The 349-nt window shown below is 40.1% G+C and carries 1 protein-coding gene; it reads right to left on the bottom strand.

The features are described from left to right. On the bottom strand, positions 1–349 hold a 349-nt coding region (locus SB775_RS28065), incomplete at both ends, for a DegT/DnrJ/EryC1/StrS family aminotransferase (protein WP_410864431.1).

Genomic DNA, 349 nt, shown 5'->3' on the forward strand with positions numbered 1-349 from the left:
TTTCGCATCTGAGTGCTCTTCAAGAGCCTTTTTGACAGATTGAATTGTGATCCCATGTGAAATACCGAGCTTCGGATCAATTTCAGGATGCATGAAAATTGGTTTTGCACCTGAGAAAATAATAGCTGACATTACTGATTTATGCACGTTTCGTGGCACTAGGATTTTGTCGCCAGGACCGCACACGCTCATCACCATTGTCATTATTGCACCACTTGTACCTTGAATAGAAAAGAAAGTATGATCTGCACCAAATGCAGCGGCTGCTAAATCTTGTGCTTCTTTAATCATACCTTTTGGATGATGTAAATCAGCGAGCGGCGCAATATTAATTAAATCAATTGCTAAT

The organism is Peribacillus sp. SIMBA_075, from assembly GCF_046534585.1.